Source organism: Aquimarina sp. AU58, from assembly GCF_900312745.1.
GTDB lineage: Bacteria > Bacteroidota > Bacteroidia > Flavobacteriales > Flavobacteriaceae > Aquimarina > Aquimarina spinulae.
The window spans coordinates 101,890-128,621 of record NZ_OMPD01000006.1; the positions used below are offsets into that span (position 1 = coordinate 101,890).

The 26,732-nt window shown below is 33.1% G+C and carries 26 protein-coding genes; 11 read left to right on the forward strand and 15 right to left on the reverse strand.

Annotated elements, in window-relative coordinates:
* Positions 1-70 precede the first annotated feature (70 nt).
* Positions 71-1,258: a HAMP domain-containing sensor histidine kinase gene (locus tag DK441_RS01865; protein WP_074406999.1), complete on the reverse strand. Its 1,188-nt coding sequence runs from the start codon at positions 1,256-1,258 to the stop codon at positions 71-73.
* Between the two features lie 135 nt (positions 1,259-1,393).
* Between DK441_RS01865 and DK441_RS01870 the strand changes: the two genes are divergently transcribed.
* From DK441_RS01870 to upp, 4 genes are all read left to right on the forward strand, one after another.
* On the forward strand, positions 1,394-2,266 hold the full coding sequence (locus DK441_RS01870) for a flavin reductase family protein (protein WP_109097228.1): 873 nt from the start codon (positions 1,394-1,396) through the stop codon (positions 2,264-2,266).
* A gap of 12 nt (positions 2,267-2,278) precedes the next feature.
* Entirely contained in the window at positions 2,279-2,656 is a 378-nt protein-coding gene (locus tag DK441_RS01875) for a DUF3127 domain-containing protein (protein WP_074407001.1), read from the forward strand.
* 221 nt (positions 2,657-2,877) lie between these two features.
* Positions 2,878-3,516 carry a leucyl/phenylalanyl-tRNA--protein transferase gene (gene aat / locus DK441_RS01880; protein ID WP_109097229.1) on the forward strand — a complete coding sequence of 213 codons (639 nt, stop codon included), beginning with the start codon at positions 2,878-2,880 and terminating at the stop codon, positions 3,514-3,516.
* A gap of 90 nt (positions 3,517-3,606) precedes the next feature.
* On the forward strand, positions 3,607-4,260 hold the full coding sequence (gene upp / locus DK441_RS01885; RefSeq protein WP_109097230.1) for a uracil phosphoribosyltransferase: 654 nt from the start codon (positions 3,607-3,609) through the stop codon (positions 4,258-4,260).
* Between the two features lies 1 nt (position 4,261).
* Here the strand turns inward: upp and DK441_RS01890 are convergent, their stop codons facing one another.
* The 4 genes from DK441_RS01890 to DK441_RS26880 all read right to left on the reverse strand — a co-directional run bounded on the left by DK441_RS01890 (position 4,262) and on the right by DK441_RS26880 (position 9,033).
* Positions 4,262-4,666 carry an ACT domain-containing protein gene (locus tag DK441_RS01890; RefSeq protein WP_109097231.1) on the reverse strand — a complete coding sequence of 135 codons (405 nt, stop codon included), beginning with the start codon at positions 4,664-4,666 and terminating at the stop codon, positions 4,262-4,264.
* A gap of 35 nt (positions 4,667-4,701) precedes the next feature.
* Complete coding sequence (locus tag DK441_RS01895) at positions 4,702-5,265, reverse strand: DNA-3-methyladenine glycosylase I (RefSeq protein WP_109097232.1); 564 nt, start codon at positions 5,263-5,265, stop codon at positions 4,702-4,704.
* A 52-nt stretch (positions 5,266-5,317) separates the two neighbouring features.
* The gene (locus DK441_RS01900) at positions 5,318-6,625 is read right to left on the reverse strand and encodes a leucine-rich repeat domain-containing protein (protein ID WP_109097233.1); all 1,308 of its coding nucleotides are present in this window, start codon (positions 6,623-6,625) and stop codon (positions 5,318-5,320) included.
* A gap of 134 nt (positions 6,626-6,759) precedes the next feature.
* Complete coding sequence (locus DK441_RS26880) at positions 6,760-9,033, reverse strand: WGR domain-containing protein (protein ID WP_200822823.1); 2,274 nt, start codon at positions 9,031-9,033, stop codon at positions 6,760-6,762.
* A gap of 287 nt (positions 9,034-9,320) precedes the next feature.
* On the opposite strand from DK441_RS26880, the gene DK441_RS01910 reads away from it, so the two are divergent.
* Positions 9,321-9,935, forward strand: coding sequence for a thioredoxin family protein (locus DK441_RS01910; protein WP_109097234.1), 615 nt, complete (start codon positions 9,321-9,323; stop codon positions 9,933-9,935).
* Positions 9,936-10,045: 110 nt separating this feature from the next.
* On the opposite strand, the gene DK441_RS01915 is transcribed toward DK441_RS01910, so the two are convergent.
* From DK441_RS01915 to DK441_RS01945, 7 genes are all read right to left on the reverse strand, one after another.
* Positions 10,046-10,750, reverse strand: a complete 705-nt coding sequence (locus DK441_RS01915; RefSeq protein ID WP_109097235.1) for a hypothetical protein — start codon at positions 10,748-10,750, stop codon at positions 10,046-10,048.
* 635 nt (positions 10,751-11,385) lie between these two features.
* The gene (locus DK441_RS01920; RefSeq protein ID WP_109097236.1) at positions 11,386-12,072 is read right to left on the reverse strand and encodes a hypothetical protein; all 687 of its coding nucleotides are present in this window, start codon (positions 12,070-12,072) and stop codon (positions 11,386-11,388) included.
* A 33-nt stretch (positions 12,073-12,105) separates the two neighbouring features.
* On the reverse strand, positions 12,106-12,813 hold the full coding sequence (truB, locus tag DK441_RS01925; protein ID WP_109097237.1) for a tRNA pseudouridine(55) synthase TruB: 708 nt from the start codon (positions 12,811-12,813) through the stop codon (positions 12,106-12,108).
* 12 nt (positions 12,814-12,825) lie between these two features.
* The gene (locus DK441_RS01930) at positions 12,826-13,620 is read right to left on the reverse strand and encodes an undecaprenyl-diphosphate phosphatase (RefSeq protein ID WP_074407009.1); all 795 of its coding nucleotides are present in this window, start codon (positions 13,618-13,620) and stop codon (positions 12,826-12,828) included.
* A gap of 64 nt (positions 13,621-13,684) precedes the next feature.
* The gene (locus DK441_RS01935) at positions 13,685-13,948 is read right to left on the reverse strand and encodes a DUF3098 domain-containing protein (protein ID WP_025664427.1); all 264 of its coding nucleotides are present in this window, start codon (positions 13,946-13,948) and stop codon (positions 13,685-13,687) included.
* On the reverse strand, positions 13,932-14,336 hold the full coding sequence (locus tag DK441_RS01940; protein WP_235015692.1) for a hypothetical protein: 405 nt from the start codon (positions 14,334-14,336) through the stop codon (positions 13,932-13,934). Before DK441_RS01940 ends, DK441_RS01935 begins: the two co-directional genes overlap by 17 nt.
* A gap of 58 nt (positions 14,337-14,394) precedes the next feature.
* On the reverse strand, positions 14,395-15,273 hold the full coding sequence (locus DK441_RS01945) for an ABC transporter permease (RefSeq protein ID WP_109097238.1): 879 nt from the start codon (positions 15,271-15,273) through the stop codon (positions 14,395-14,397).
* 245 nt (positions 15,274-15,518) lie between these two features.
* On the opposite strand from DK441_RS01945, the gene DK441_RS01950 reads away from it, so the two are divergent.
* From DK441_RS01950 to DK441_RS01965, 4 genes are all read left to right on the forward strand, one after another.
* A complete protein-coding gene (locus DK441_RS01950; protein WP_109097239.1) occupies positions 15,519-16,454 on the forward strand; it encodes a 2-dehydropantoate 2-reductase in 936 nt (311 codons plus the stop codon).
* A gap of 104 nt (positions 16,455-16,558) precedes the next feature.
* Positions 16,559-19,390 (forward strand): leucine--tRNA ligase, encoded by a 2,832-nt coding sequence (leuS, locus tag DK441_RS01955; protein WP_109097240.1) that lies wholly within the window; start codon positions 16,559-16,561, stop codon positions 19,388-19,390.
* Between the two features lie 346 nt (positions 19,391-19,736).
* Positions 19,737-20,852, forward strand: coding sequence for an alanine dehydrogenase (gene ald, locus DK441_RS01960; protein ID WP_109097354.1), 1,116 nt, complete (start codon positions 19,737-19,739; stop codon positions 20,850-20,852).
* Positions 20,853-20,962: 110 nt separating this feature from the next.
* Complete coding sequence (locus DK441_RS01965; RefSeq protein ID WP_109097241.1) at positions 20,963-21,655, forward strand: zinc metallopeptidase; 693 nt, start codon at positions 20,963-20,965, stop codon at positions 21,653-21,655.
* A gap of 72 nt (positions 21,656-21,727) precedes the next feature.
* On the opposite strand, the gene DK441_RS01970 is transcribed toward DK441_RS01965, so the two are convergent.
* Both DK441_RS01970 and DK441_RS01975 read right to left on the reverse strand, forming a co-directional pair.
* On the reverse strand, positions 21,728-22,198 hold the full coding sequence (locus DK441_RS01970; protein WP_074407018.1) for an Lrp/AsnC ligand binding domain-containing protein: 471 nt from the start codon (positions 22,196-22,198) through the stop codon (positions 21,728-21,730).
* A 145-nt stretch (positions 22,199-22,343) separates the two neighbouring features.
* Positions 22,344-23,714, reverse strand: coding sequence for a saccharopine dehydrogenase family protein (locus tag DK441_RS01975; RefSeq protein WP_109097242.1), 1,371 nt, complete (start codon positions 23,712-23,714; stop codon positions 22,344-22,346).
* A 137-nt stretch (positions 23,715-23,851) separates the two neighbouring features.
* On the opposite strand from DK441_RS01975, the gene DK441_RS01980 reads away from it, so the two are divergent.
* Positions 23,852-24,250, forward strand: a complete 399-nt coding sequence (locus tag DK441_RS01980; RefSeq protein WP_109097243.1) for a DUF423 domain-containing protein — start codon at positions 23,852-23,854, stop codon at positions 24,248-24,250.
* A gap of 69 nt (positions 24,251-24,319) precedes the next feature.
* Positions 24,320-25,876, forward strand: coding sequence for a phosphoenolpyruvate carboxykinase (ATP) (gene pckA / locus DK441_RS01985; RefSeq protein ID WP_109097244.1), 1,557 nt, complete (start codon positions 24,320-24,322; stop codon positions 25,874-25,876).
* A 76-nt stretch (positions 25,877-25,952) separates the two neighbouring features.
* On the opposite strand, the gene DK441_RS01990 is transcribed toward pckA, so the two are convergent.
* Positions 25,953-26,699 (reverse strand): uroporphyrinogen-III synthase, encoded by a 747-nt coding sequence (locus DK441_RS01990; RefSeq protein WP_074407022.1) that lies wholly within the window; start codon positions 26,697-26,699, stop codon positions 25,953-25,955.
* Positions 26,700-26,732: the final 33 nt, after the last annotated feature.

The window sequence follows — 26,732 nt, forward strand, 5'->3', positions numbered from 1 at the left end:
ATTTGGCGTTCTAGGTATTCTATAACGTTGTGAAAAAAATATTGTTATACCCTTTTAGGAAAATTTAAGATTAAGAAGTAACTCCAGACTTGCGAAGTGTGATTTGAAAAGTAGTGCCTTTACCAATATCTGATTTAAGAACTTTAATTTTTCCTAAGTGGTATTCTTCTATAATTCTTTTTGATAGGGATAGACCCAAACCCCATCCTCTGCTCTTAGATGTATATCCAGGTTCAAAAATTTTGGTGAATTTACTTTTAGGAATACCTTTACCAGTATCTTTAATTCGTATAAATACCCGCTTCGCATCATCTATAAGGTCAATTTCAAGATCTCCTTTTCCTCGCATCGCATCAATAGCATTTTTTACGAGATTTTCGATTGTCCAGCTATATAATTGGGAGTTTAATGATACTTGAATAGGTTTATCGGGTAAATTAAGCGAAAAATTAATGAGTTTAGAGCTTCTGGATTGAAGATATGTATAAGCGTTTCGGGTTTCTTCTACAATATCAACGTCTTCAAGGTTGGGAATAGATCCAATTTTAGAAAAACGTTCTGTAATTATCTTTAATCGTTCAATATCTTTTTCTATTTCTACGATATATTCTGGATTTACATTTTCGGTTTTAAGGATTTCGTTCCAACCTACCAATGAGGATAATGGTGTTCCGATTTGGTGAGCAGTCTCTTTAGCCATACCTGCCCATAGTTTATTTTGTTCACTAGCTTTAGAGGTAGTAAAAAAGAAATAAATTACTCCAATTAGCAAAAATATAATGATGGCAATGGTCATTGGGTAATATTTTAGTTTATTTAAAATATCCGAATTTCCATAATAAATATATTGAACGGTATCTTTAAGATCGAGTTCAATTGGATCATTTTCTGATTTTAACGTTTTTAAATATGACTTAAGCTTATCTTCATCTGTTACTTCACTTTTAGATAAATTTTTAAAATAACTTGGGTCAGGTTTTCCTAAAGAATCTCTAATAAAATCACCTTTAGAATCTGTAATGATGATAGGTATAGAATTATTTGTTGCTCCTATTACAATAGATAATTCAAGATAATCATCAGATTGTTCGCTGTCTAATGCTTTCTGGGATTGCACCCATATTTCAACTTTAGTTCGTTCGTCATCCTTAAGACGTTGCATAAATAACGATGTATTCCATAAAACGAGGCCAGTTATTACTAAAACAGCTATAATAATAAAATAGCTCGAAAAATTACGCTCATCAGAAAAATTCATACAGACTAGTTAACTAAATCCTAAATATAAACGTTTTAAAACGATTTTATTGTTTATAAAACAGATTCTAAAACCTGTTTTTTTAGTGATTCTAAAACCAAACTTTGGTTATATTTGCTCAATATAAAACAAATTATGATTACAATCGATCCATCAGAGGTTACTACAGGAAAATTACATGGTTTAATTCTTGGAGCAATCGGTCCCAGACCTATAGCTTTTGCTAGTACGATGGATGTAAATGGCAATGCTAATTTATCTCCGTTTAGTTTTTTTAATGTATTTAGTGCAAATCCACCGATTCTTATTTTTTCTCCGGCGAGAAGAGTAAGAGATAATACGACTAAACATACATTAGAAAATGCAGAATCTACCAAAGAAGTAGTCATTAATATTGTGAATTATGATATTGTACAGCAGATGTCATTATCAAGTACAGAGTATCCAGAAGGGGTTAACGAATTTGTGAAATCTGGGCTTACCATGGTTCCTTCAGAAAAAGTCAAAGCATATCGTGTAGGAGAATCTCCGGTACAGTTTGAATGTAAGGTTAATCAGGTAGTTCCTATGGGTACCGAAGGAGGAGCGGGTAATCTTATTATCTGTGAGGTCGTTCTTATGCATATTAGTGAGAATGTTATGGACGAAAATAATAGAATAGATCAGCATAAGATAGATCAGGTTGCTCGTATGGGGGGTAATTGGTACAGTAGAGCTAATATGGGAATGTTTGAAGTGCCTAAACCATTAAGCTCTATAGGGATTGGTGTAGATGCATTGCCAGAAGAAATAAGAAGCAGTACTGTTTTTACAGGAAACGATTTAGGTAAGCTAGGAAATGTAGAAGGAATACCAACAAAAACTGAAGCTTTAGAATTTGTTAATAACCATAATGATATTAAGGGTAAAATTCGGGAGGCTAACCTAATAGAAATTCATAAATTTGCAAAGCAGTATCTTGATCAGGATGATATGGATACGGCATGGAACATTTTAGCAGCAAAATAATAATTCAATAAGATGGAAGTACAAGGTAAAGTAAAGATGATCGGTGAGACTCAAACCTTTGGAAGCAATGGTTTTAGAAAGAGAGAAATTGTAGTTACTACTGAAGAGCAATACCCACAACATATCATGGTAGAGTTTGTTCAGGATAAATGTGACTTATTAAACCCTTTTCAAGTTGGTCAGGATGTAAAAATAAGTATTAATTTACGTGGTCGTGAGTGGGTAAACCCACAAGGAGAAACTAAGTATTTTAATTCTATCCAGGGATGGAGAATTGAGAGTTTGCAACCTGCAGCTCAGAATGCTTCTGCTCCTCCAACTCCACCAGTAGATGCCTTTGAGCCTGCAAAAGATTTTTCTGAAGAAGAACATGATGATTTACCATTCTAAATAGGTTTTAAGCAGACTATTTAATAAAAAGAAAAAAGTCCGATATAAGATAATATCGGACTTTTCATTATTGTGGTTTTAGGTTAACCTTTTAATAAAACTCAAAAAAGCAATGATGAACAAAATTTATCTTAAAAGGTCCTAACAAATATTGCGATTTTTTTGGTCAATTCAAACAACTGATTGATATTTAACGTTGTATAAAGGTTTATAAGTATATTTTGTACATTTTAACAGACTCAATACAATTTCCACCGGTTACTCTTGCTGATGCTAATGGTCTTTTGGCTATAGGAGGAGATCTTTCTGTTGATAGATTACTAGAGGCATATCATAATGGGATTTTTCCCTGGTATGATAAGGAACAACCGATCCTATGGTATAGCCCAGATCCAAGAATGGTACTTTTTCCACCAGAACTTAGGGTAAGTAAAAGTATGCGCCAACTTATCAGAAAAAATAAGTTTGAAGTAACATTTAATAAGGCTTTTGACAGTGTTGTACAACATTGTGCAACAATCAAACGTCCAGAACAAGAAGGTACCTGGATTACAAACGATATGCAAAAGGCATATACAAAACTTCACCAATTAGGATATGCTATTTCTGTTGAGGTTTGGGAACAATCTGTTTTGGTAGGAGGTTTGTACGGGGTTTTGTTGGAAGATAAAAAAGTATTTTGTGGTGAGAGCATGTTCTCTAAAGTAAGTAATGCTTCTAAATATGGTTTTATTACCTTGGTAGAGTGGTTAATAAAAAAAGAGATACAATTGATCGATTGCCAGGTGTATACCGATCATTTGGCAAGCCTGGGTGCCAGAGAAATTACCAGGGCCGCGTTTGTAAAATATTTGAAATAATATATGATTAGGAATCTATTCTAACCTTTAATTGATTTCAAAAAGTAACTGGAAATAATAGTTTTAATAACTTCTTAAAATGCAGTATCAATGGTTATTCATAATTTAGGATTAAAAAATTCAATTTTAAATCAATTTGTTTTAGAATTAAGAGATGTTACTATACAGAAAGATGCAATGCGTTTTAGGAAGAATATCGAACGAATAGGCGAAATCTTAAGTTACGAACTAAGTACAGCGTTGGATTATGAAACTAGAACAGTTCAAACCCCTTTGGGAACCAAAGAAATTTCTGTACCTAAGAATGCAATTGTATTGTGTTCTATTCTTAGAGCCGGGTTGCCATTGCATCAAGGATTATTAAATTATTTTGATGCCGCAGAAAACGGATTTATTTCGGCGTATAGGGATCATCAAAATAATGATGATGATTTTGAGATTGTGGTAAAATACCTGGCTTCACCTTCTTTGAAAGATAAAACATTGATTTTGGCAGATCCAATGTTGGCAACAGGAAAAACTCTGGAGAATACATTTACTGTAATGAAAAGACATGGTATGCCCGAGCAAGTACATATTGTTTCTGTAATAGGATCAGAGCAAGGAATATCATATATTAAAAATGTTTTTCCTGAAAATACTCATCTCTGGATTGCTGCAGTCGATGAAAAATTAAATGATAAGAGCTACATTATTCCTGGCCTCGGTGATGCCGGAGATTTATCTTTTGGGGTAAAACTGTAAGCTATCCTTTATAATTTTCAGATAGTTTCTTTAGCACAGTGATTGCTTTATGTTCATCTTTTTTGTCAACGAAAATATGATCATGATAATAGCCGGCAATTACATTACAACTAATTTTATGTTTTGCTAATTCTGTCGAAAAAATAGCTGTAAGACCTACTGCATCGAGTGAAGAATGAATTTTTAAAGTTATCCATGAAGCAATATATTCATAAGAGAGATTAAGATGTTCTGCCTTTTTACGATCAATTATAATAGTTACTCCTTCGGGTTCTTTAAATTCACCAATACTATCTTCTCTGGGGATATGATCTGTATTTTTTACTGTAGAAAAAACAAACTCACCAGTTTGTAATACAGGAGACATGTTTCTGATTAAAGTAGTTAAATTAGTTTCTCCACTCATCTTTTGATATTTTTAATGGTTTTGTGTGTGATATGTTAAACTTCTTTGTATCTAAAACAGCCTACTTCGTGATCGTTTACCATACCAATAGCCTGCATAAAAGCATAAATCACGGTAGAACCCACAAACTTAAACCCTCGTTTTTTTAAATCTTTACTTACGATATCAGAAGTTTCTGTAGTCGCAGGGCAATCTTTATAATGAGGCCAACTGTTCTGAACTTGTTTTCCATCTACAAAACTCCAGATATATGTATTAAAACTACCAAACTCTTCTTGTATTTTAATAAAATTCTGAGCATTGGATATTGCAGAATTTACTTTTAGTTTATTGCGAATGATTCCAGCATTTTGTAATAATTCTTCTTTCTTTGTATCGTTATATTTAGCAACAATTTTATAATCAAAATTATCAAAAGCAACCCTAAAATTTTCTCGTTTTCGTAAAATGGTAATCCAACTCAAACCCGCCTGAAAAGTTTCAAGAATTAAAAATTCGAATAAAAGTTGTTCGTCGTGTAATGGTACTCCCCACTCAGTGTCATGATAGGCTTCGTATAATGGGTCCCCAATACACCAACCACATCTGTGTTTTTGCATAATATATACTTAGTTTGTTTTTATCGATTAAATCTCTAAAATACTGTTTATTTTAAAAAGAAATTGAACAATCAGGAAGTAGTTTTTTGATTTTTTCTTTTTCTAAATCAGATAAGTTGTTACCAGATAGATGAATGATTTTTAATTTTTTTAAATCTTTTATAGACTCTGGCAAAGAAGAGAGTTTATTACTATCTAAATAGAGTTGTTTTAAGTTTTTAAGTTTGTATAGGGATTCTGGTAAACTTGCAATACTGTTATAAGACAAGGAAAGAGTTTCTAATTTTTTAAGTTTCTCAAAGGATTTTGGTAATTTCTTAAGTTGATTGCTTATGAGATACAGCTTTTGCAAATTTTTAAGCTCTCCTATTGATTCTGGTAGTTCTGTTAATTCGCTATCCGAAAGATATAGGATGTCAACATTTTTTTTGTTTTCTAAGGCCTTCTGCAAAGAGTAGTAACTGTTTTCGAAATTAATTTCACAATTAGGTAATAATTGTTTGCTTGTTTCTTTTTCTGCTTTAGAAAGCCTGTTGCCAGATAGGTTGAGGTCTTTTAAATTAGTAAGATTCTGAAAGGATTTTGGCAGCTCACTTATTTTATTAGCATTTAAGTACAGAAGTTTTAATTTTGAAAGGTTTCCGAAGGTTTCGGGAATACGATCTAACTTATTTTCTTTACAAATCAACCACTCTAAACTATTTAGATTTCCAAAAGATTCAGGCAATTCATCAATTTGATTATTTGATAGGTTTAGTGCTTCTATATTGTTTAGATTTCCAAATGTTAGAGGCAATTCAGAAAGTCGATTTCCTTCTATAAGAAGTTCTTGTAAGCTAGTAAGATTACTAAAAGTATTAGATAACTCAACAAGTTGATTCTGTCTCAAATCTAATTTTTTTAAACTAGTAAGGCTACCAAAGGATTCGGGTAACATCTTGATTTGATTATCTTTTAAAAATAACCATCCTAGTTTTTTTAAATTCCCGATAGACTCGGGGAGTGTAAGTATTTGATTTTCAGATAAAAATAAAACCTCTATGCTTTGCAAATCACCAAAAGATCCCGGTAGCTCAACGAGTTTATTCTTTTTTACATTAAGCGTTCTTAATTTTTTTAGATTCCCAATAGATTCTGGTAATTTACTTATTTCATTTCCTTCCAGATTAAGGTATTGTAAATGTTTTAGTTGCGCTATAGAATCAGATAGTTTTGTGAGTTTAGTGTGGCTAAGATCTAGTTTGTATGCCTGGTCTTTATTGATTAATGCCTCTTGTAATGAGGTGTAAATTTTATTTTCCTGACCAATAGCGGTTATACATCCTAGTAATAGTATAATTATAGTAAATGATTTTTTCATGTATTTAAATTTTCTATCGAAAACCCCTTAAAATAATGCTATACGTCTGTAATGTGTAAAGTGTATAATTCCCCCTCTTGTAAAGTTATTATTTAAATTCCTGACTGTTAGCTTTAAAATCATATTTTTTTGTTTTATTTCTGATAAAAATATTTTTCAGTGGTCGATATGTATCCTTTTTTTATTTTTTGCTCAATAAGCTTTTTTCCTTCTTTATGTGCCGTGTCTATATCCTTAAATTCTTTTGTTTTTGATTGTCCTTTTGTGCCTATTTTACCATAAGTTATAGTAAAAATTTCTTGGTAGTGCACTATTTTCCAGAATTTTGCTGATTTTTCGTCTTTATATTCTAAATAAACATTTTGTTCTGCATCTCTAATAAATTCCAGAGCACTTTCTAAAGCATCATTTATTTCTTCGGTAAGATCTTCCATATTTATGGTCATATTTCCAAAACGTTTTTCGACACTGGTGCTTCTGTTATGTTCTTTAATCCAGTTTTTTGCTAGTGGATTCTCGCAGTAATAAATGGTACGGATGGCTTCAGCACTACCTCCGGGAATTTTGGAATGGTTTTTTTCTAAAAACATAAAGGTGTTTTCGAGCATGGTTTCAATTTGCTCTTTATTAAACCTATTAGTAGGGTTTATTTTAGTATCATATTCTTTAGAAAGTAATTTTGTGAAAATAGCTTCTGATAAGTGTGGTATTTTTTGAAGGGTGTCTTCATCAAGTAATAATGTGTTGACAACGAAATTAAAAATATCGGGTAATTGTAAAACATTCAGGAAAAACATACAGGCAACTCCAGGAGCTTTTTCTGCATTATATTTACTTTCAAATTCACTTTCTGGTAGTATAAACCATGACTTTACAATTTCGATATTGGGATCATTCTCATCTTTGATTAAATGAGGAAATTCTTCTGCGAAAATTTCGAGAATATTATGATGATATAATCCTAAGTTAGAAAACAGTTGTGTAATAGTTTGTTGCTTATCAGGAAGGTCATTTAGATACAAGAAATAAAAGGCTCGTTTTGATAGTTCATATTCATTAATGTTTTCTATAACCTGATATAATAGTTTTTCTTCTAGAGAAGAGAATACAGCATCTGTTTTTTTATATAAACGTTCTTTTTCGGCTGTGGTCGTTTCAAAATCATCATAATCTTTAAAAATGTCGGTGAGTTTTCCTAAAATCTTTTGAACGGTATCAGAATCAGGAGTAGATTCTCCCATTACAGTTAATAAATCTGCATATTCTTTGGAGGCAGTATTTCCTTTGAAGTAAAAATTGACCGCCTTTTTAAGAAGATCTTTTTCTGTAAAAAGATCTTTTAAATCCCAAATCATGATTTGTGCAAACTTACGCCGTATGTTTTCTTTCCAGATTTTCTTTCCATCGAGGAGTTCTTCTAAAAAACGATTTGCATATTTTGTTTTGTCTTTTGTATTGGGACTACATGCCAATATATAAGATAGTAAACTGATTTCTTGTGTTGTAGCCGTTTTGATTATTTCATCAAACTCAATCCATTTATTATGTTTTTTTAAGTTATTTTTTAGCCATCGCATGCGTTTGATCATGTTTTTTTCTGCCTGAGGATATATAATTATAGACAGCCACCATTGTTGTATATTATCTTCTTTCCCTCTAAATTCATAAGATTGAGTATTAAACACTAAGTATGCACGTCTTCTTAAGAACAGGTTTTCAAAACTATCCTCCTCATCACAATAAGAATATTCATCATGTATCTGCAGATCATAAAAAGCATCGGTTGTATTAAAAAAACCAAGAGCCATTTTAAAATATTCTAGTTGTTCTTCTAATTGATTAGCAAGTACTATGTTTTTTACTTCCTCATATCTTTTATCTAAAGAAAAACCAAAATGTAATAACCAATATAAAGCTAAATGAGGATCATTTATGAATTCGGTTTTTTCATTTTCATAGTCTTTGTCTATGTCATTGGGGGTATCCCATACGCCATAGGGAGTTACTTCTGTTTGATGAGCCCAATCTCTAAAAAGCATAGAGAACCAATGGTATCGTTCCATAAGTGCTACCGCATCGACTTTTAGTTTTAATGCTTGTTGTTTATAATCTACTTTGGGATAGTGTTCTGGGTTTTTTAGTTTTACTTTATAGATTCTAGAAGATTCATGATCAATACCATAAGTACCACTTTTACCTCTTATGTCATTTACAACCCAATCACCGCTTTCGGGATAGATGGTATTACCTTTTATCTCTCGATCTTCGCCAACATAAATATTTTTGCATCCTGCCCAGTCTGAATAATATTCTCCCCAGTTTTTCATTGCAGATTCAAATTCTATAGCGTAATCGTTATCCGTTTTTGTTTTACTGTTTTTTGATCCGGTATTCTTGGGAGATTCCATATAATTAGATTAGTTATTAGCTACTTTTTATGATATATATACGTCTGTTTTATATTAAAATCAAAAAAAAGACTAGAATACAAAGATTCAAATCTAATCGTATGTAGAGTACACTATTAACCGTATAAATGTACTCACTGTTTTCAGGGAGTATAGAATATCTGTAAGTTTTAAAGATAACTATCGTCTATGTATAAGAAACCTTCAAAAATTGACAGTTATACGATTTTGATCTATGCGTTTTTGATATAAAAATATTGTTTTACCTATTTTTGAGACCTATAATTATGGAGCAACCTACTACAATGACAATACCCGAATTGATAACTCAAGGAATTGATAATTCCTACACGTACCAGGAATATAAGAGCCTGATTAGTGACTTGTTAACCGAAAATAAATCTACTGGTCACGAACAATCTGAAGCATTAACAAATTATAGTATGCTTAATGATCGTAGAATGAAACGATGGGATAAGACTTTGAAAATCGATAAGTCGATTAGTACCTCATTTTCTAATGCCGATCTAAATGTAACCTGGGTGGTATTAACAGAGGGATGGTGTGGAGATGCTGCACATGTGTTACCTGTATTGAATAAACTTGCAGAATTAAATGATGGGATAGATTTAAAAATTATCTCTAGAGATGATCACGATGAGTTGATGAATAATTTTTTAACCAACGGAGGAAAATCAATACCTAAATTAATTGTGTATGATAATCAAAACAAAGAAGTGTTAAATTCGTGGGGCCCCAGGCCTTCTGTAGCAACACAAATGGTAAATGATTATAAAGAGCAACACGGTAGCTTAGACCCAGAGTTTAAGCAAGATTTACAAGTTTGGTATAACAAGGACAAAGGTGCAAATATTGCAGAAGATCTGGCGGATTTGTTATAATTATATAGTATCAAAACCTCATAAGTTTTAGCTTATGAGGTTTGGTAAAATGAGTTTAAAAAAAATAACGTATTGTAATAATGTTAGATTTTTTCCTGAAATAAATTTGATTATTTAATAATTTCTAGTTTAACTCTAATAGCATCAGGATCATAAAAGTTTGAATCTCCTGCATATCCTGTAGAACCTCCTCCTTGTGATAACCACGGAGTATATTTAGCAATTCCTTTCTTTGAAGAACTGGTTCCGCCATCTGTTAATTGAATTCCAAACCGAACATCTTCTACAGTTAATCCTGCATATGGCCTTGTTTGTATCATAAACCTAACAGCATCAAAATCATATGCATTCGAATCTGTGGCCCATGATGACCATCCTCCACCTTGGCTTGCCCAAGGGGTATATCTAACTAAGCCAGCATTGTTACCAGAACTACCCCCGTCTGATAATTGAATAGCAATCCTAAAATCTAGGTTTTTTAAATTTTTTGTTGTCCTGGTAATCAGATTTAAGACAATCCAATCTGGATCATAAAAGTTTGAATCTCCTCCCCATTCTGACCATTGATTCTGCTTGTTTGCAGCCCATCCGGTGCTCTCGACATTACCTTGTTGATTCCCTAGTCCGTTGTCGCCCAGATAAAAATCAAGCTTGATATCTCTGTTGGCTCCAGTTCCTGCTTTTTCTACATTGTTTTCAATACTTGTTTCTATTTCATCATCTAAATTTGATTGGCAAGCTGTTAAACAAATAAAAGTAGATAATACAAGTTTTGATACTAAATTAAAACGCCTTTTTGTCATTGTTTTTTTCATGATTTTTGTGATTTATTATAAAGTTGATTAAGTCTTTGTTATGAAGTGTAAAATGCTTCTATATAAAAGTAGTTAATAACCAATATAAGTAGGATACGGGATCTCCGTAGTTGATAGTTGTTTTCTTTTTATGAAAACATAATATATTTAAAATCAATGAATTGCGGGTGTTTTTGATTTGATTCTTTATGAATAATAACTTTATGATAACATGAAATTCATACAGGAAAATTTACTTTGGAAAGAATGGTTTTGAAAGAAAATCAACCTAAAAAAACAAGTGAATTTTTGGCACAACCATTATAAACATAAGCTTTATCAATAGATTGATATTTTTTTAAATATATCTTGGATATAACTTAAGGTTTACAACAAGTATCGTTTCATATTTAGATGTATTGGTCTTAGAAGTAGTTCAAACTATAGTAGTCTTACCAAAATAATAACGGTTCTAAAATAAAAGGGAATTATACAGTATGATTGGTGCCTTATCCAAACTGAATAAAAGCTTTTCTTTCTCAGTTACTATAAATACTACTACTAGATTTGTTTAAAGAGAAAAATTTCAACACTAAATAGTATCGCGAAACACTAACTTGCTTTATAATATGGAATAACTAATATATTAGATTACTTTAACCACCATAATTAAAGTAATACGTAATAGTACCTTCTTGTTCTTCGATATCAGAACGAGAAAATAAAGCTTTTCTGGCATAATCCATAGCATTGTCAAAAAGACATTCGTTTCTGGTAGTAGAATTTCTCTTGTCTATTTTGGTATTAATTACATATCCATTTTTATTGACTTCGATTTTTACTACTACTTTACCATTTCCGTTACATGTGTATACTGGGTTAGGTAGATCTATAGATTTTCTGTTTTTCAAGCTATAAGTAAGAGAACTGTTTCTGTTGTTGGTTTCTTTACCTTCGGGTTCTGGTTTTTCCTTTTTTTCATTTTCTTCCTCTTCATCAATAGGGACCTCTCCTTCTGTTGGTGCAGCTTCTTCACTTTCTTCTGCGGAATTTTCGGCTTCTGTTAATGATTTCATTCGTTGTTCAAACTCATCTGGGTCTTCAAAATCCTCATTAAAAGCGGCATGTGTTCTTTTGGCGGCAATTAATTGTCGATCATCCTGAGCGATTAGTTCTTCTTCGGGCTCTTCTTCTTCGGCAAGGAACTCCTCGGGGATTTCCATTAAGATTTCAGATTGTTCTTTTTTCTTATTTATCATATTGATATTGTAAAGACTTAGAACGACGATTCCCATCAACATCGATGTGATAATCAAAGCTTTATGTTTTTCTACAAATTCCATAGGTAATTATAACTACTTTTATTCTACAATATTTTATGTAGTTTCAATTTTTGGGCGTAACTGGTTTTCAAAAGACTCTATTGTAGTCGCATCTTCAACCGAAAATGATCCTATTTTAGTTCTTCTTAAAACAGTTAAGTGAGCCCCGCTATTTAATGCTTTTCCAAAATCATGTGCCAATGATCTAATATATGTCCCTTTGCTGCATAGAACTCTAAACTCTACTTCTGGGAATTTGATTTTAGTGATTTCAAATTCGGTTATAGTAATTTTTCGAGAGTTAATTTCTACAGTTTCTCCTTCTCGGGCATATTCATACAATCGTTTACCGTCTTTTTTTAAAGCTGAAAAAATAGGAGGGTATTGCTCTATTTCTCCAATAAAAAGAGAAGTTGTTTTATGAATAATTTCTTCAGAAATATGATCTACAGGAAAAGTCTGATCAATCTCGGTTTCTAAATCATAAGAAGGTGTTGTGGCTCCAAGTAATATTGTCCCGGTGTATTCTTTGGCTTGTCCTTGAAATTCTTGTATACGCTTAGTGTATTTTCCTGTACAGATAAGTAATAATCCTGTTGCAAGAGGATCAAGTGTTCCTGCATGACCTACTTTAATTTTTTTGATACCAAAATTTTTCCGGATAAGCCAACGAAGTTTATTTACAACTTGGAAAGATGTCCATTGCAGCGGTTTATCGATCAAAAGAACTTGACCGTCTTTATAATTTTGTTCGGTTAGCATTATAGATGGGGGCTATTTAATAAAACCAAAACTGATGGCTAATAAACCAACAAGTATACAATATACGGCAAAATAAGTTAACTTACTCTTTTTAACCAAAGAAATCATCCAGGTACATGCAAAAAGCCCTGAGACAAATGCAGCTAGAAAGCCAAGTGCCAAAGGAATACTGTTTTCTGATGAAAAAATAAGATCTCCACCAAGTATATCTTTAGCAATTTTTCCTAAAATTAAAGGGATAACCATTAAGAAAGAAAAGCGAGCGGCTTTGGTTTTGTCATTTCCTAACAATACCGAAGTAGATATTGTAGCACCACTTCTCGAAATTCCTGGAAGCATTGCGATTGCCTGAGCAACACCAATTACAAATGCATTTGAGTTGCTAACTGATTTTCGAGTGCTTTTAGCTTTATCTGCAAACCATAATAGCGCAGCTGTAATGAGTAACATAAAACCAACAAACATAATATTGCCTCCAAAAAGTTTTTCTAATTGTTCTTCAAAAAATAAACCTACTAAAACAGCAGGAATCATAGAAATAATGATTTTAAAAGAAAAGAGAGTTTCTTCGTTTTTTTCGAATTTCAATATTCCTTTTACAATCTCTACTATATCCTTTCTAAACACTACTATGGTACTAAGCGCAGTTGCAAAATGTAGAACTACAGTAAAAAGTAAAGATTCTTCTGGTACACTTTGATCACCTAAAATAGCTTTGCCAAGCTCGAGATGACCACTAGAAGAAACAGGTAAGAATTCGGTAAGCCCTTGTACTATACCTAGAATAATTGCGTCGATAATTTCCATAGAGAATTTTGGGATTTCTTAAATTTGACGCAAAGATATAACTACCGTAAAATAAAATGATAAATTACTGTTTTTTCTTCTTATTGGGATTTAGAAGAATAGCATATATTTCAATACCAAAACCAATTAAAACAATAGTTGGTGCCAATCGAATTCTTCTAAAATTATAGATGTCCGGATTAAAAACATTAGGATCATCACTTCCTCCTCCTGCCATGAGAATAAAGCCAAGAGCAATTACTGCTATCCCTATAGCCATAACAATATAGTTTTTCTTTTCAAAAATAAAATCAGGTTTTGGCGTATTTTTATTAGATTGTTTTTTCATGCTCATCGTTATCAATTTCGTTAAATATTACAATATCATCAATTATTAATTTTGATATATGTCCCATATTTTTATCACGGGTAAATATAGTCCATCTTTCTATACCATACAAAGTAACTTTTTTATTAAGAATATCAGAGCGTAATTCTTCTACAGTTAATTGATATTGTAATCCACGATTAATATAGTAGTGGTGTTTATCATTTTTAAGGGTAATTACAATATCAAATCCCGATCCTTCCTGTATGTTGGTTACAATTCCTTCAATCTTCATAACATCATCGGGTTGCACATTACGTACAGGTCGAAATGTTTGTATTACTGCTACCATAAAGGCAATAAAAAGTACAAAAATGATCGAAAGATATATTTTAGCAATTTTACCCATTAATGCATTTAGATTAGTAGTTTTAAGTTAATACGTTTAGCTATTTGTCTTAATTAGATTAATAATATAATTCATCAGTTCTTAAATTTAAGAACCGTTGCGTAGCAAAGAATGTGCTGATCCAGGTGATAAGTATACCAATCCCAAAAATACCTGCAAATAAAATAATAAGTAAGATTTCATCATCAAGCAAGGCCAGTTCTGGGAATGTTTTATTAAGATAATATAATACAATCCCAACACCAATTAAGGCTACAATTGCTCCTATCATCCCTAATCGCACACTTTTCCATACAAAAGGCTTGCGAATAAATTTTTTTGTAGCACCAACCATTTGCATGGTTTTAATGATAAATCTTTTTGAATACACCGATAAACGGATAGAACTATTAATAAGCAATACAGCAATAAAAGTAAAAATACCACTAATGAGAAGTACCCAAAAACTTATACGCTTTATATTATCGTTTAATAATGAGATCAAAGGTTTATCGTAAATCACTTCATCTACAAAATCTTTTTTGATGATAGAAGCATTTATTTCTTCAATTTTTGCCTGATCTACAAAATCTGCTTTTAAGTAAACGTCGATAGAATTCTGAAGCGGGTTATACCCAAGAAAATCCATAAAATTCTCTCCGATATCTTTACTGTGTTCCTCGGCAGCTTCATCCTTAGAAATAAAAGCAGTTGATTTAGTATATTCTGCCAGTGCCAGAGTCTTTTCCAATTGTTTGATTTCAATATCTTTGGCGGTATCTTTTAAATAAATAGTAAGTGCAATTTTTTCTTTAAAGTGATCAGCGACCTTTTTAGTATTTAATACCAATAAGCCTAATAAGCCCAATAAAAATAATACCAAAGAAATACTAATAACAACAGAAAAATAAGAAGAGATTAGTCGTCGTTTTTGATATTTTTCAAAAGATGAGCTCATAAATAAATTGATTTGTGCGTAAAAATAATAAAGTTAAGGAGACTTTTTATTCTAAAACGCACCTCATTTTAGAATAAATTACTCAAGTTAACCCCATTACAGAATGGGATCTGTTTTTATGATATAGTTTGATTACATTTGAATAACGTATACTTAAAAATAATCTTATATCAGTTGTACTTTGAATTTTATAGCGGTAAATTGAAAGTATAAATGGTGTTACACGGTAAAAATAGATTTAAAATATGCATATAGTCATCATCGGAGTTGGTGGAGTTGGGGGATATTTTGGAGGAAAAATTGCTAATTCTGGTCAAAAAGTAACTTTGGTAGCCAGAGGAAAACACCTCGAAGCTATTAAAAATAATGGACTGCAAGTTAAAAGTATCAATGGAGATTTTGTAACTCATCCATTTTATGCAACAGATCAGATGGATACTGTAGAAAAAGCAGATATAGTACTAATCTGTACCAAATCATGGCAGGTAGCCGAAGCAGCAAAAACAATTCATCCTATTTTAAAAGAAGATACTATTGTTATTCCATTACAAAATGGAGCCGATAATGCAGAAAAAGTATGTTCTGTAGTAGCTACAAAACATGTTTTAGGAGGATTATGTAAAATCTATAGTAAGATAGAAAGTCCTGGTATCATTTCTCATTTTGGTCATCAACCCGAAGTTGTTTTTGGAGAATTAGACAAAAGTAAAACAGATCGCCTCGAGGTAGTAAAAGAAGTATTTGACAAAGCAGGATTTAACAATGCAATTTCTAAAGATATTGAAGTAGATATCTGGAGCAAATTTATGTTTATTACTACCGTTAGTGGTATTGGTGCACTTACTCGTGCTACAATCGGAGAGGTATATGAAAATCCAGAAACCTATCATATTTTAGAACAGACAGCTACCGAAATTTATAAAGTAGGTATCGCTAAAGGGGTTTCGTTACCAGAAGATATCGTATCTCGGATTCTCGCTTTTATCGGTAAACAACCCTATGATTCTACTGCTTCTATGCAACGTGATATTATGGAAGGCAGACCTTCAGAATTAGATAATTTTAATGGCTTTATCGTAAAACAAGGAGCAAAATTAGATATTTCAACACCTGCAAATACGTTTATATATAGTTGTTTGTTACCCATGGAGACTAAAGCCAGAATTTCAAAAAATAAATAAAAGACCCCTAATATTATTACATTTCTTCAAATTAGACATAATAATATTAGTATATACCATATTTTTGCACTTCTCATAAAAATGGTAATACAGAAATAAACGTAATGAGCTACGATTTTAATACTATTGAAGCCAGGTGGCAAAAATATTGGGCAGAAAATGGCACCTTTAAAGCTGATAATAACAGTGATAAACCTAAATACTACATATTGGATATGTTTCCTTATCCATCGGGTGCGGGATTACACGTTGGGCATCCGCTAGGATATATTGCCAGTGATATCTATGCAAGATATAAACGCCATAAAGGATTTAATGTATTACATCCGCAAGGATATGATTCTTTTGGATTACCAGCAGAGCAGTATGCAATCCAAACAGGGCAGCATCCTGCAATAACTACAAAAGAAAATATAGCTCGTTATCGTGAGCAATTAGATAAAATAGGTTTCTCTTTTGACTGGAGTCGCGAAGTAAAAACTAGTGATCCTAATTTTTATAAATGGACGCAATGGATATTTATAGAGCTTTTTAATTCGTGGTATGATAACGATGCAGATAAAGCAAGAGGGATTGATGATCTTGAAACTATTTTTGCCTCAGAAGGAAACACAAAAGTAAATGCAGTTTGTGATGAAGATATAACACCATTCATTGCCGGGGATTGGAATAATTTTTCTTCAAAAGAAAAGCAAGAAGTATTATTAAAATACAGGTTAACCTACTTGGCAGAAACCGAAGTAAACTGGTGTCCGCAATTAGGAACCGTACTGGCAAATGATGAGATAGTAAACGGAGTTTCTGAGCGAGGAGGATATCCTGTGATTCGTAAAAAGATGACGCAGTGGAGTATGCGAATCTCGGCCTACGCAGAACGATTGTTGCAAGGATTAGAAACTATCGATTGGACAGATTCTCTTAAAGAATCACAACGTAACTGGATCGGAAAATCTGTAGGAGCTAGTGTAACCTTTACTGTAAAAGAACATGATAATGAGATAATCGAAGTGTTTACCACACGTCCTGATACTATTTTTGGTGCTACATTTATGACATTAGCTCCAGAACATGAATTAGTGGCCAAAATAACAACTCCTGAGCAGAAAGCAGCTATAGAAGCCTATATCGAAGCAACGGCCAAACGTAGCGAACGTGAGCGTATGGCAGACGTAAAAACGATTAGTGGTGTGTTTACAGGGGCATATGCAGAGCACCCGTTTACCAAAGAACCAGTACCCATCTGGATCGGAGATTATGTGTTGGCAGGATATGGTACCGGTGCTGTAATGGCGGTACCATGTGGAGACCAGAGAGATTATGATTTTGCGAAATATTTTGCTGCCAAACCGGGTATGCCGGCTATCACTAATATTTTTGAAGGTGTAGATATCTCTGAAGAAGCGTTTGCCGATAAAGAAAAGACCATCATAGCCAATTCTGATTTCCTTAATGGATTAAACTATAAGAAAGCAACCAAAACTGCTATTTATGAGTTAGAAAAACTAGGTCAGGGACAAGGGAAAACCAATTATAGATTGCGTGATGCGGTATTTAGCCGTCAACGATATTGGGGAGAACCGTTTCCGGTATATTATGTAGACGGGATGCCACAGATGATTGATGTTGCACATTTACCGTTGGCGTTACCCGAAGTAGAAAAGTATTTACCTACAGAAACAGGTGAGCCACCATTAGGTCGTGCCGATGTTTGGGCATGGGACGCAGAGAAGAATAAAGTGGTATCTAATGATCTTATAAATCACACTAGTGTGTTTCCTTTAGAGTTAAATACGATGCCGGGTTGGGCAGGGAGCTCATGGTACCCGTTTCGATATATGGATGCTGGTAATGATACTGAATTCGCTTCCGCGGAAGCGATGCAATACTGGCAAAATGTAGATTTGTATATTGGAGGAAACGAACATGCTACCGGTCACTTATTATACTCTCGTTTCTGGACCAAATTCTTAAAAGACAGAGCATACATTACCGTTGATGAGCCGTTTAAAAAACTAATCAACCAGGGGATGATTTTAGGAACGAGTGCAATAGTATATAGGATTAGTGGTTCTAATACGTATGTTTCTAAAGGGTTAAAAGATCAACATGAAACAGAAGAACTTCGTGTGGATGTAAGTTTGATTAATAATTCGGACGAATTAAATGTGGATGCTTTAAGAAAATGGCAACCACAGTTTAACGATGCTGATTTTAAGTTAGAAGATGAAAAATACATCGTTGGTAGAGAAGTAGAAAAAATGTCGAAACGATGGTTTAATGTGGTTAATCCAGATGGTATTTGCGAGCAGTATGGAGCAGATAGTTTACGATTGTACGAGATGTTCCTGGGGCCATTAGAACAGGCAAAACCCTGGAATACTGCCGGGATTACGGGAGTACATTCTTTCCTTAAAAAATTATGGAAATTATATCATGATAGAGAAACGTTTGGTGTAACCGATACCGAACCTACCAAAGAGAATTTAAAAACATTGCATAAAACTATCAAAAAGGTAGAAGAAGATATCGAGAATTTCTCGTTTAACACTTCGGTAAGTACTTTTATGATTGCAGTAAATGAATTAACAGCTCAGAAATGTACTTCTAGGACAGTTCTAGAATCTTTAATCGTGTTAATTTCTCCTTATGCACCCCATATTGCTGAAGAATTATGGCAAAAATTAGGACATGATGAATCTATATCGACAGCTGCATTTCCTGTATTTGAAGAGAAACATCTGGTAGAAAGTACCAAGCAATACCCTATTTCGTTTAATGGTAAAATGCGTTTTACGATGGAGCTATCATTAGACCTAAGCAAAGATGAGATCGAAGCAGCAGTGATGGCTCATGAAAAAACACAGGAACAACTTGCCGGTCGAGCGCCTAAAAAGGTAATCGTAGTACCAGGTAAAATTGTAAATGTAGTTGGTTAGCGATTTGATTGTTAGTGTATTACTTTGTTAAAATGCTTATAGATTAAAGTGTAATTGTCAACCTCACTTTATATGATGATTTCACCGTTATTTGATGTTAATTTATTGTTTTACTTACTTTTTATTCAAAAAAATGAGTAATAATACAAAAACAGAAAATATTGATCTGTAAGTAATTTTTGATTTTTGTTATAAAAATTTCAATAAAAATAAAATAAACTGATGAAAATCTAATTTTTTTAGGAAAAATCAATGATTCTTCAAAATTGTTAAGATTGTATTTTTTGGAGTTTTTTAATTGTGTATTTTGCGAAAAACATATATTTTCGGCACAAAAATTAAAGATATGGTAATTGGTGTTCCCAAAGAAATCAAAAATAACGAGAACAGAGTAGGCGTAACGCCTGCCGGGACTATGGAGCTTGTTAGACATGGTCATACTGTTTTCATACAGCAGAATGCTGGTCTTCAAAGTGGTTTTGAAGATGAAGAATATATCAAAGCAGGTGCTAAAATTTTGCCTACTATAGAAGAGGTATATAGTACTGCTGAAATGATTATTAAGGTCAAGGAACCTATTGAACCAGAATATAAATTGATCAAAAAGGATCAATTAGTGTTTACATACTTTCATTTTGCCTCGGGAGAAGCATTAACGAATGCAATGATTGCAAGTGGTTCGGTTTGCGTTTCGTATGAAACGGTTGAAGATCCAGATCGAAGTTTACCACTATTAACTCCGATGAGTGAAGTAGCAGGACGTATGTCTATCCAGCAAGGAGCTAAGTTTTTAGAAAAACCATTAAAAGGAAGAGGAGTTCTTCTAGGTGGTGTTCCTGGTGTTCCACCAGCAAAAGTATTAGTACTTGGTGGAGGTGTAGTAGGAACTCAAGCCGCTAAGATGGCTGCAGGAATGGGAGCTGATGTAACGATTTTGGATATTAGTATGAAGAGATTACGTTACTTAGATGATGTAATGGCTGCAAATGTTAAGACAGAATATTCTAACGAGTATAATATTCGTAAGCATATAAAAGATTCTGATTTAATTATCGGAGGAGTATTAATACCAGGTGCAAAAGCACCAAAATTAATCACTCGCGATATGCTTAAAGATATGAGGCCAGGAACTGTAGTTGTAGATGTGGCGGTAGATCAGGGAGGTTGTTTTGAAACAACAAAACCAACAACGCACCAGGATCCAGTATATATTATTGATGATGTTGTACATTATTCTGTAGCAAATATGCCAGGAGCAGTACCATATACGTCAACTTTGGCATTAACTAATGTCACTTTGCCATATGCAGTACAATTGGCAAATAAAGGCTGGAAAAAAGCTTGTAACGAAAATATACCACTTAAAAAAGGACTCAATGTGATTAACGGTGATGTCGTGTATCCTGCGATATCAGAAGCGTTTAATCTTCCTTTAAAAGATGTAAATGCATATTTGAATTAAACTCGATTTATTGGCTAACTCAAGTTTATTTAATCAAAAACCTCGTTATTATGGCGAGGTTTTTGTATTTTATATTCCAAATTTAATTACAATAAAAAAAGTGAATAGTTATGATGGGGTATTATATTATTGCAGGAGTCATATTTTTGGTGAGTACCTATGTGAGCAATAAACTTAAAAGTAAATTCAAAAAGTATTCTAATATCAGCTTACAAAATGGCATGAGCGGTGCAGAAATTGCTACAAAAATGCTACAGGATAACGGAATTCGTGATGTGCAAGTGGTTTCTACAGCAGGAATGCTTACAGATCATTATAATCCGTTAAATAAGACAGTAAATTTAAGTGAAGGAGTATATAGTCAACGTAATGCCGCTGCTGCCGCAGTTGCTGCTCATGAATGTGGCCACGCTGTACAACATGCCACATCATATAGTTGGTTAACCATGAGATCGAAGATTGTACCTGCTGTAGGGATTGCAAGTAAACTCTCTAATTTTGTGATTATGGGAGGGCTTATTCTTTCAGCATCCGGAATGATCTTTGGGAATACTATTTTCCTGGTTGGGATTATATTATTCGGAGTAACCACATTATTCGCATTTATTACACTTCCTGTAGAATATGATGCTAGTAATAGAGCATTAGCATGGTTAGAAAATAATAATATGCTTACTGCACAAGAACATGCAGGCGCTAAAGATGCATTAAAATGGGCTGCACGTACTTATGTAGTTGCTGCTTTAGGTTCTTTGGCAACCTTGCTGTATTTTATCTCTATCTTTATGGGTAGAAGGGATTAAAAGAGTTTAGATTATATTTTTTGGGATATTCAGATTAGGATGTATAGCCGAGTATATTTCTTATTATGCTTCCTATATTTTAATTTGTCGATCAATTTGCTGGTCTAATGATATAAAAGTCTCTGTACGGGATACACCTTCTATAGCTTGAATGTTTTTATTTAATACAACCATTAAATGTTCGTTATCTCTACATAGTATTTTAATAAAAATAGACCAATTTCCTGTAGTGTAATGACATTCGATTACTTCTGGGATGTCTCGTAATTGTTTTACGGCTTTTGGGTTACTTACGGCCTTGTCCAGATGCACACCTACAAAAGCCATTGTTTTATATCCCAGTACTTTGGGGTCGATAATAAACTTTGATCCTGCAATAAGCCCCGAAGCTTCTAGCTTACGAAGTCTTTGATGGATTGCAGCTCCTGATATTCCTACTTTTCTGGCGATTTCAAGAATTGGCCTTCGGGCATCTTCCATGAGATTACGTAAAATCTCTTTATCGATACCATCAATTTTTAAGGTATTGTTTTGACCCTTCATAAGAGTTGAAATTACAATTATTAACTAAAAATACAATTAATGGTTTGTAATTGAAATGTAAAAATAGAAATTATTAAAAAATTAAATCAACTAATCATTCAATAGATTTTAGATTGAATTAAGAAGTGCTGGTTTTTTAATTTGTCTATCCTTTTACACCATCTGGGTTATAACCAAGATAATCGCATTCTCTTTCCTTAAATACAATACCATACTCTTCAAGTTCTTCGAGGATAGGAGTGTACACCTCTTCCTGAATAGGAATCTGTACTCCCGGAGTAGTGATCTGTTTATTCAGAATTCGTAATGTAGCCATTGCGACTGGCAAACCTACAGTTCTTGCCATTGCCGTGTATGTTTGATCTTTGCCAATACTTACCATAGTAGCATCTATCTGTTTATGTTTGCCATTAATCTCATAACCAAACTTATGATACATCACGATCATATCCTTATCTCCTTCATCCAAAGTCCATTTATCCATCAATATTTTCTGAAGAATCTGTGCTGGAGTAGCATTAGGGATACCTACTTTTTTATCTGGGTTAAAAAGATCAAGCTCCAGAAGTTTATCCCACATAATATCATCTTGATCAATCTTAAGGTAGTGACGAAGTTTCAACTCTACCGAATCTGAAGGAGAATAGGCAAGAAAACTATTTGTGAAATCGCGATAACTCATGTCTTCCGAATTTGCAAGGGTATAATCATCTGCAGTCATTCCTAGCTGTACAAAAGTATTCCAGGCTCTAGAAAACCCTACTCTTCTTATAGTTCCTCTATATAGGGTTAAGATGTCATCTAATCCATAAATGCTTTGGTATTTTAAAGAATTTCGATTTGCATAGGCTTCAAAACGACCATAATTTTCGACTTCTAAAAACTCAGTTCTTCTAAATAATTTATGATAAGGAATATATTTATATGTTCCTTCCTGTAGAAACTCTGCAGCACCACCTTGTCCGGCAATAACCACATTACGAGGATTCCAGGTAAATTTATAATTCCATAAGTTAGTGTCACTCTCGGGAGCGACCAGGCCACCTGTAAAAGACTCGAACAAAATTATTTTACCGCCTTGATTTCTAATCCTGTCTATGACCTGCATTGCACTCATATGATCAATGCCGGGGTCTAGACCAATCTCATTCATAAAGACGAGCCCTTTTTCACGAACTTTTGCATCGAGTTCCTGCATTTCTGGACTAACATATGATGCAGTAACCATGCATTTACCAAACTGTAAGCAATCTTTAGCTACTTCGATATGAAACCGTGCAGGAAGCATTGATACTACAATATCTGCATTTTGAATAGCTTTTTCTCGTGAGTCCTGATCAAAAACATTCAGAAGTACTGCTTCTGTATTGGGATGATCGCTAGCTAGTTTTTTTGCATTTTCAATAGAAATATCACCAATAGTGATATATAAATTTTCTGAACTAGATTTATCCTGAAAATATTTAATGAGAACTGCAGTAGATTTACCTGCACCAATAACTAAGATCTTTCGCATACCTTCTGATATTTTGATAACTTTGATACGAATGTAATAAATACCGTAAAGATTAGGTTCTCTATAACTGCGGATTAATTATATTTTTGAAGAATTTTTGTCTAAAGTTTAAAATTTAATACTTGTTATAGTCAATTATGAATAAAATATCAGCAAACAAAACAATTTTGATTACCGGTGCCGTGATGGCATTACTTGCAGTAATATTAGGAGCCTTTGGAGCTCATGGATTAGAAAAGTTAGTAGATCCAGAAAGTATTAATTCTTTTACTACCGGGGTGCGATATCAAATGTATCATGCTATCGTTTGTATTATTTTGGGGAATATGTCTGTTTTACAAGAGGTTACCAGAAAGCGTATTTTTTACTTTTTCATGGGGGGAATAACCCTTTTTTCTGGGTCAATATACCTTTTGGTGATCGATGAAATTTTAGGAATTTCTCTGTCAAGCATTGGTTTTATTACCCCTTTGGGAGGTCTTTTACTGATACTTGGATGGGTTTTTTTCGTAATTTCATTAGTAAAGATTAAGTGATTTTTTTGTCGGATGGTGTAATTATTATTTATAATTTTGCACGTACATAACAAACACAACATATTATATATGGAACCACTGTATCCAACTACGAAAACGTTTTCGTTAAAGAATTACGGTATTGAAAATGCTACAATGCGCTACCAATTACCTTCTGAAAATCTTCAAGAAGAAGTAGTGCGAAAAGGTCAAGGGAAAATAACCAAATCAGGTGCATTAACAATTAATACAGGCGAATTTACTGGACGATCCCCTATGGATCGTTTTATTGTTAAAGATCATATCACACAAGATAAAGTCTGGTGGGGAGATATTAATATTCCTTTTGATCAAGATGCATTTGATGCATTGTATGATAAAGTAACGAATTACCTTTCGGAAAAAGAAGTATTTGTGCGTGATAGCTATGCATGCGCCGACCCAGAATATAAATTAAATATTCGGGTACTTAATGAATATCCATGGTCTAATATGTTTGCATATAACATGTTTTTAAGGCCAGAAAAAAAAGAATTAGAATCTTTTGATCCTGATTGGTTGATCGTTAATGCGCCCGGCTTTATGGCAGATCCAGAAGTAGATGGTACACGACAGCATAATTTTGCAATCCTTAATTTTTCTAAAAAGATAGCTTTAATAGGAGGAACTGGATATACAGGTGAGATTAAGAAAGGGATTTTCTCTGCTTTAAACTTCATTCTTCCTGTAGAACGTAATTGTTTACCTATGCATTGCTCTGCAAATGAAGGAGAAGATGGTAAAACAGCTCTGTTTTTTGGATTATCAGGAACTGGTAAAACTACTTTATCTACAGATCCTAAGAGAAAATTAATAGGAGATGATGAACATGCCTGGACAGAAGAAGATACAGTATTTAATTTTGAAGGAGGATGCTATGCTAAAGTAATAGACCTTTCTTCAGAAAAAGAACCTGAAATTTATAGTGCTATTAAAAAAGGAGCATTATTAGAAAATATAATTATAGATGATAACGGAGTTGTAGATTATACAGACTCTAGTATTACTCAAAATACAAGAGTAAGTTATCCGATTGATCATATAGAAAATATTAAGGTGCCTAGTAGGGGTAAAACGGTAACCAATATCTTTTTCCTTACTGCAGATGCTTTTGGGGTATTACCTCCTATTTCTAAGTTAACCAAAGAGCAAGCTTCTTATCATTTTATTAGTGGGTATACAGCTAAGGTTGCAGGAACCGAAGCTGGAGTTAATGAGCCGTTACCAAGTTTTTCTGCTTGTTTTGGTGCTCCTTTTATGCCACTACATCCTAAAGAATATGGAGATATGCTAATGGATAAGATCGAAAAAACAGGAGCTAATGTCTGGTTGGTAAATACGGGATGGACCGGTGGAGCATACGGTACAGGGAGCCGAATGAAATTGAAATATACCCGGGCAATGATCAATGCAGCTTTAGAAGGTAAACTTGATGATGTAAACTATGTTACTGATAATCATTTTGATCTTAGTATGCCAGAAAGCTGTCCTGATGTACCTTCAGATATTCTGAATCCAAGAAATACATGGGCAGATAAAGAAGCTTATGATGCTAAGGCAGAAGAACTGGTAAATTCTTTCAAAAAGAATTTTAAACAATTTGAATAAGATTTTTCACTGCAATACTAAAAAAGGGATCGATATTCGATCCCTTTTTTTATACATTGAAAATAAATAAAACTATCTATTTCTTATTTGCTTCTTTAATATATTTTTGAAGCGCCATTGTCATTGATGGTGTCTCTGGAGTCGGTGCCTGAATGTTAACAATTAGGTTGTGCTCTTCGGCTGCTTTAACTGTTGAGTTTCCAAACACAGCAATTCTGGTGTCGTTTTGTTTGAAATCAGGAAAATTCTCGAATAAAGATTGTATTCCAGATGGACTAAAAAACACCAAAATATCATAAAATACATCTCTTAAGTCAGAAAGGTCACTTACCACAGTTCTGTAAAAAACAGCTTGTTTCCATTCTACTTTTAGACTATCCAATGTTTCAGGAATTAGTGGCTTTAACTTGTCTGAAGAAGGTAATAAAAACTTCTCATTTTTATATTTCTTGATCAAAGGAGATAGTTCCTGAAACGTACGCTTTCCAACATATATCTTTCTTTTTCGATATACAACATACTTCTGTAAATAATATGCTACGGCTTCACTTTGACAAAAATACTTGAGTGTGTCAGGTACTTTATAACGCATTTCGTCTGCTATTCTAAAGAAATGATCAACAGAGTTACGGCTAGTAAGGATAATAGCAGTATATAATGATAAATCTACTTTTTGTAACCTTACTTCTTTTGAGTCAACTCCCTCTACATGAATGAAGGGGATAAAGTCAATTTTTACTTTTTCCTTTTCTTCTAAATCAAAATAAGGTGAATTTTCCACTTTAGGCTCCGGCTGTGAAACCAAAATTGTCTTCACTTTCATATATTTTCTTTCTTTTTTGTAAAGATCCTACTA

Bases quoted from the DNA above. Each gene is read 5' to 3' on its own strand.
- DK441_RS01900 (WP_109097233.1), bottom strand. From the start codon at position 6,625: ATGAAAAAATCATTTACTATAATTATACTATTACTAGGATGTATAACC.
- DK441_RS01975 (WP_109097242.1), bottom strand. From the start codon at position 23,714: ATGCGAAAGATCTTAGTTATTGGTGCAGGTAAATCTACTGCAGTTCTC.
- DK441_RS01910 (WP_109097234.1), top strand. From the start codon at position 9,321: ATGGAGCAACCTACTACAATGACAATACCCGAATTGATAACTCAAGGA.
- DK441_RS01930 (WP_074407009.1), bottom strand. From the start codon at position 13,620: ATGGAAATTATCGACGCAATTATTCTAGGTATAGTACAAGGGCTTACC.
- DK441_RS26880 (WP_200822823.1), bottom strand. From the start codon at position 9,033: ATGGAATCTCCCAAGAATACCGGATCAAAAAACAGTAAAACAAAAACG.
- DK441_RS01965 (WP_109097241.1), top strand. From the start codon at position 20,963: ATGATGGGGTATTATATTATTGCAGGAGTCATATTTTTGGTGAGTACC.
- ald (WP_109097354.1), top strand. From the start codon at position 19,737: ATGGTAATTGGTGTTCCCAAAGAAATCAAAAATAACGAGAACAGAGTA.
- pckA (WP_109097244.1), top strand. From the start codon at position 24,320: ATGGAACCACTGTATCCAACTACGAAAACGTTTTCGTTAAAGAATTAC.
- DK441_RS01935 (WP_025664427.1), bottom strand. From the start codon at position 13,948: ATGAAAAAACAATCTAATAAAAATACGCCAAAACCTGATTTTATTTTT.
- leuS (WP_109097240.1), top strand. From the start codon at position 16,559: ATGAGCTACGATTTTAATACTATTGAAGCCAGGTGGCAAAAATATTGG.
- DK441_RS01970 (WP_074407018.1), bottom strand. From the start codon at position 22,198: ATGAAGGGTCAAAACAATACCTTAAAAATTGATGGTATCGATAAAGAG.
- DK441_RS01870 (WP_109097228.1), top strand. From the start codon at position 1,394: ATGATTACAATCGATCCATCAGAGGTTACTACAGGAAAATTACATGGT.
- DK441_RS01990 (WP_074407022.1), bottom strand. From the start codon at position 26,699: ATGAAAGTGAAGACAATTTTGGTTTCACAGCCGGAGCCTAAAGTGGAA.
- DK441_RS01920 (WP_109097236.1), bottom strand. From the start codon at position 12,072: ATGGAATTTGTAGAAAAACATAAAGCTTTGATTATCACATCGATGTTG.
- DK441_RS01895 (WP_109097232.1), bottom strand. From the start codon at position 5,265: ATGCAAAAACACAGATGTGGTTGGTGTATTGGGGACCCATTATACGAA.
- DK441_RS01980 (WP_109097243.1), top strand. From the start codon at position 23,852: ATGAATAAAATATCAGCAAACAAAACAATTTTGATTACCGGTGCCGTG.
- DK441_RS01875 (WP_074407001.1), top strand. From the start codon at position 2,279: ATGGAAGTACAAGGTAAAGTAAAGATGATCGGTGAGACTCAAACCTTT.
- DK441_RS01915 (WP_109097235.1), bottom strand. From the start codon at position 10,750: ATGAAAAAAACAATGACAAAAAGGCGTTTTAATTTAGTATCAAAACTT.
- DK441_RS01945 (WP_109097238.1), bottom strand. From the start codon at position 15,273: ATGAGCTCATCTTTTGAAAAATATCAAAAACGACGACTAATCTCTTCT.
- DK441_RS01940 (WP_235015692.1), bottom strand. From the start codon at position 14,336: ATGGGTAAAATTGCTAAAATATATCTTTCGATCATTTTTGTACTTTTT.
- truB (WP_109097237.1), bottom strand. From the start codon at position 12,813: ATGCTAACCGAACAAAATTATAAAGACGGTCAAGTTCTTTTGATCGAT.
- DK441_RS01950 (WP_109097239.1), top strand. From the start codon at position 15,519: ATGCATATAGTCATCATCGGAGTTGGTGGAGTTGGGGGATATTTTGGA.
- DK441_RS01890 (WP_109097231.1), bottom strand. From the start codon at position 4,666: ATGAGTGGAGAAACTAATTTAACTACTTTAATCAGAAACATGTCTCCT.
- upp (WP_109097230.1), top strand. From the start codon at position 3,607: ATGGTTATTCATAATTTAGGATTAAAAAATTCAATTTTAAATCAATTT.
- DK441_RS01865 (WP_074406999.1), bottom strand. From the start codon at position 1,258: ATGAATTTTTCTGATGAGCGTAATTTTTCGAGCTATTTTATTATTATA.